General features: G+C 46.0%; 4 protein-coding genes. 2 read left to right on the forward strand and 2 right to left on the reverse strand.

Translation table 11 applies throughout. The annotated features are described in order from the left end of the window. Positions 1-74 precede the first annotated feature (74 nt). Positions 75-1361, reverse strand: coding sequence for a Glu/Leu/Phe/Val family dehydrogenase (locus tag WBA89_RS28620; protein WP_424411009.1), 1287 nt, complete (start codon positions 1359-1361; stop codon positions 75-77). A gap of 313 nt (positions 1362-1674) precedes the next feature. Here WBA89_RS28620 and WBA89_RS28625 point away from each other — a divergent pair, with 313 nt between their 5' ends. Further along, positions 1675-2286, forward strand: coding sequence for a DUF4126 domain-containing protein (locus tag WBA89_RS28625; protein WP_424411010.1), 612 nt, complete (start codon positions 1675-1677; stop codon positions 2284-2286). Positions 2287-2545: 259 nt separating this feature from the next. Here the strand turns inward: WBA89_RS28625 and hemH are convergent, their stop codons facing one another. Next, a complete protein-coding gene (gene hemH / locus WBA89_RS28630; protein WP_424411011.1) occupies positions 2546-3709 on the reverse strand; it encodes a ferrochelatase in 1164 nt (387 codons plus the stop codon). Between the two features lie 100 nt (positions 3710-3809). Between hemH and WBA89_RS28635 the strand changes: the two genes are divergently transcribed. Then, positions 3810-4451, forward strand: a complete 642-nt coding sequence (locus WBA89_RS28635) for a class I SAM-dependent methyltransferase (protein WP_424411012.1) — start codon at positions 3810-3812, stop codon at positions 4449-4451. Positions 4452-4618: the final 167 nt, after the last annotated feature.

Raw genomic sequence — 4618 nt, forward strand, 5'->3', positions numbered from 1 at the left:
CGCGGGATTATTATGTGAACGGGTGAGGGAAGTGCGGTAAGATTGTGCGATCGCACAATCTTACCGCACTTCCCTCACCCGTTCACATAATAATCCCGCGTTCCCTTCGCATTCATCGCTTCTCCGAGTCGATTCAACCCGTACACGTAAGCCCCAGTTCTCATGGAAACTGACAATTCCTGAGATATCTTCCAAATTGCCTCAGTTTCTTCGACCATTTTGTGCTGCAACCGCTGGTTGACTTCCTCCAGCGTCCAATAAAGCCCGCTGCGATTTTGCACCCACTCGAAATAACTAACCGTTACGCCCCCAGCATTCACTAAAATATCAGGAATTACCTGAATTCCCCTCGCTTCTAAAATCAAATCAGCAGCCGAATCGATCGGTCCGTTAGCTACTTCAAAAATAAACTTAGCCTTGACATCGTTAACATTGGCTTCAGTTATTTGATTCTCCAAAGCTGCTGGAACCAGCACGTCTACATCTAACGCTAAAAGTTGCTCATTTGTCAAGATTTCGTGTTCGACAATATTGCAAACCGAACCTTCGCAGTAAAGAGCTTTAATACCTTTGTTAGAGTCTTTAAAACCTCGAATACTGGGGATATCCAGCCCTTGTTTAGCATAAATTCCCCCTTGGGAATCGCTGACTGCAACAACTTTGTAACCGGCTTTCCACAGCAATTCTGCTATTTCGGCACCGGCATTACCAAAACCTTGTACTGCTACAGTTGTATCTTGAGGATTTAGATCGAATTTTGGCAGTACAGTTTCTATTACAAAAAAAGCGCCGGTTGCTGTGGCGGTATCTCGGCCCAAACTGCCGCCGATTGTCACGGGTTTTCCAGTCACCACCGCCGGACAAAGCTGCCGCTTAATAATATTGTACTGATCCATCATCCAACCCATAATCATGGGATTGGTGTAGACATCTGGTGCGGGAATATCGACATCGGGGCCGATGAAATCTGCGATCGCATCAATGTAACCCCGGCTCAACCTTTCCAATTCAAATTTGGACAATTCTTTGGGATTGACAGTAATTCCGCCCTTGCCTCCTCCGAATGGTATGTTGAGAACCGCACATTTAAAAGTCATCCAAAATGCTAAGGATTGCACTTCATCAAGGGATACTTTTGGATGGTAGCGCACTCCTCCTTTAGAGGGGCCTCTGGTGTTGTCGTAGCGCACTCGATAACCTTGGAAAATTCGCAGGGAACCGTCGTCCATCCGCACGGGAATCGATACAATTAAGCTGGATTTGGGATATTTGAGCCGTTCGATCGTATCCTCGGAAAGCGACACATATTTTAAGGCTTGTTCTAATCGGCGGCTGGCGTCGGTAAATAATGAGTCAGACATAAGAAGTTAGTTGACTGTTGACTGTTGACTGTTCTCAGAGAGAAGAAGGCTTCTGGTGCTTAAGCTAATTTAATCACAACCCTGGTTGAATTCTGTCAACTGTCAACTGTCAACTGTCCAGAAACTGCCTTGTCTCGATCGACAATATCGCACTCCCAAGCAGAGATTAAGCAAATACACTTAAAATAGAGAGATATATTTAAGCTCAAGGGGTAATTTGAGTTCGATCGCTCAAACCACAGCCAGCCATTAGGGGAATTAAATTCTGAAATAGATCGAGGCTTTAGCTGACGTTAGAAACTGAATTATTATTATGGTTGGACTCCTAGCCGCGCTATCTGCATCGGCGGCGGGGGGTATGAGAATTGCCCTGCCCCTGCTATTAATTGGTTTGTTGCGGATTGACAAACTTTGGTCGGAAATACCTCTATTATCGGGGGTTCCTCCCCAAGTGGCTATTACCATCTTGGTGAGTTGGTCGCTGTTAGAGTTATTTGCTTCTAAAACTTTTGTGGGACAGCGAGTGCTGCAAGTTGTGCAGATTATTTTTAGTCCTATTGTAGGAGCAATTATGGGAATTGCGATCGCTCAGGTAAGTTCGATCGACGAAATTATTGCTCACCCTTGGATACTGTGGATTATTGGTATTGTGGGAGGTTTGTTGGCTTTAGTGCTGCAACTGGTACAAGCAGGATGGCTTTATCGGCTGCGGAGGTTGCCGATTTGGGTGATTTTTTTGCAAGATGTTCTGTGCATTTCCTTGGTTTTGTTTGCCTTTGATGCCCCGCGACAGGGAGCGTTAGTTGCTATGCTGCTGCTGTGGCTGGCAATTCGCAGTTCTAAAGAGTGGTATTGCTGGTACAGAAGTCAGGGAATAGCGGGCGATGGGGGAAATCCCCGCCGCCGCAAGCGCGATCCTGATTAATTTAATTATTGGGCATCGGGCATCGGGCATCGGGCATGGAGCATCGGGTATTAGTTATTAGTTATTGGTGATTAGTCATATCGTTTACGGTTGTTTCGGAATGATTTAACCGCAGAGGGCGCAGAGAGCGCTGAGTCTCCACAAGAGAGAGATGAATAATTCCGATACCAACCGATTTGATATCATTAGTCATTTGTAAAAACAGTCAACAGTCAACAGTCAACAGTCAACTGTCAACTGCCAACTGTCAACTGTCAATTTAAAGCAAGCCGATCGAGTGTAGCGGGCCTTGACCCGTAATTAACTCGATCACTAATGCTATAAAACCAATCATTGCTACACGACCGTTCCAGACTTCCGCCCCCGTCGTCAAACCCCACTCCCATTGCTCTTGAGGGTACATTTTGACTCTCTTGGAAGGGCGTATCACATCAGAAAATTTAACGCTGGGAGATTCTATAGATTCGATGACTAAATCTGCCAAGGCTTCAATAAACACCGGATGAGTGTTCAGCGCCGGCACTCGGTAGAAATTTTCAATCCCCGATTCTTCCGCTAGTTCTCGATACTCCATGTCAATTTCTTGCAGAGTCTCGATGTGTTCGGAAACAAAACTAATCGGAACTACCAACAAATCTTCGATTCCACTTTCTGCCAATTCGGTAATCGCGTCTTCGGTGTAAGGCTTGAGCCATTCCACCGGGCCAACCCGACTTTGATAGGCGAGGGTGTGTTCGTTAGGTCTGTTCAAATGTTCCACAATCAGACGAGTGCAATCTTCAATCTCGCGCTGATAGGGGTCTCCAGCCTCTTCTACGTAGCTGAGGGGGACACCGTGGGCGCTGAAAAAGATGTGAACTCGATCGGGATGAGGATTGTGGTCTAGTTCTTGGGCGATCAGTTCCGACATTGCCTGAATGTAACCAGGTCGTTGATACCAAGAAGGAATAGCGGTATATTCTATATCCTTGAGGTCTGGATCTTTGCCCCACATTTCTTCTAGCTGCCGGAAGCTAGAACCGCTGGTGCTGATGGAAAATTGAGGATATAGCGGCAAGATTGTTAAGTGTTCGATGCGATCGCGCTTAATTTTGGCGATCGCCTCTTCGGTAAAAGGATGCCAATAGCGCATCCCCACGTATACTCTGGCATCCTGTCCCTTTTCTTGCAAGAGTTCTTGCAGCGAAGCGGCTTGTTCTTCGGTAATCCGGCGCAAAGGAGAGCCGCCCCCGATTTGGCGGTAGTTTTCCTGGGATTTCTGAAATCGCAGGGTCGAAATCAACCAGGCGAGCGGTTTCTGCATCCACGGAAACGGAATGCGAATGATTTCCGGGTCAGCAAACAAGTTGAACAGGAAAGGACGGACATCCTCGATTTGATCTGGCCCGCCCAAGTTTAATAGCAATACTCCCACACGGCCCATAGCAGTTACAGCTCTCCCATCGTCTCAGTTCTGTTACTTATTTTAACAATATAGCCTCATGATATCTTAAGTCGATAACAAGCTATACATAATTTTGACTGTGGCAACAATTTTTAGAGATTTAAGTTATCGGTATCAGTGGCTGTACGACGCGATCGCCCGTCTGGCTGCTTTGAGCGTAGGTGGCGAGGCTCGTTTTCGCCAGCTAGCCCTGCAAAACTTGACCCCTAGCGCGGAAACTAAAATTTTAGACCTTTGTTGCGGTAGCGGCCAAACTACGCAGTTTCTGGTGCAATATTCCCAGGATGTCACAGGACTCGACGCTTCGCCATTATCTCTGGAACGGGCCAGAAAAAATGTACCGTCAGCCAAATATGTAGAAGCTTTTGCCGAATCCATGCCATTTGGCGACGGTGAGTTTGACTTGGTGCACAGCAGCGTAGCCATGCACGAAATGCAGCCCCTACAGTTGAGGGAAATCTTTCAAGAAGTTTACCGCGTACTCAAGCCGGGGGGTGTATTCACTTTGGTAGATTTTCATCGGCCCACAAATCCGGTATTTTGGCCGGGGTTGGCTGTATTTTTGTGGTTGTTTGAGACTGAAACCGCTTGGGAGTTAATCGAAACTGACTTGGGGAGTTTGTTGGCAGAGGTGGGATTTCAACCTAACAATTCCGAAGCAACTCAACAACCAAAACTTTATGCGGGCGGCAGCATTCAAGTAATCCAAATTGAAAAATAGTTATAGTTATTGGTTATTGGTTATTGGTTATTGGTTATTGGTTATTGGTTATTGGTTATTGGTTATTGGTTATTGGTTATTGGTTATTGGTTATTGGTTATTGGTTGTGGGTTATTGGTTATTAGTTATTAGTTATTAGTTATTGGTTATTGGTTATTGGTTATTGG

It is taken from the genome of Microcoleus sp., from assembly GCF_049646505.1.
GTDB lineage: Bacteria > Cyanobacteriota > Cyanobacteriia > Cyanobacteriales > Microcoleaceae > Microcoleus.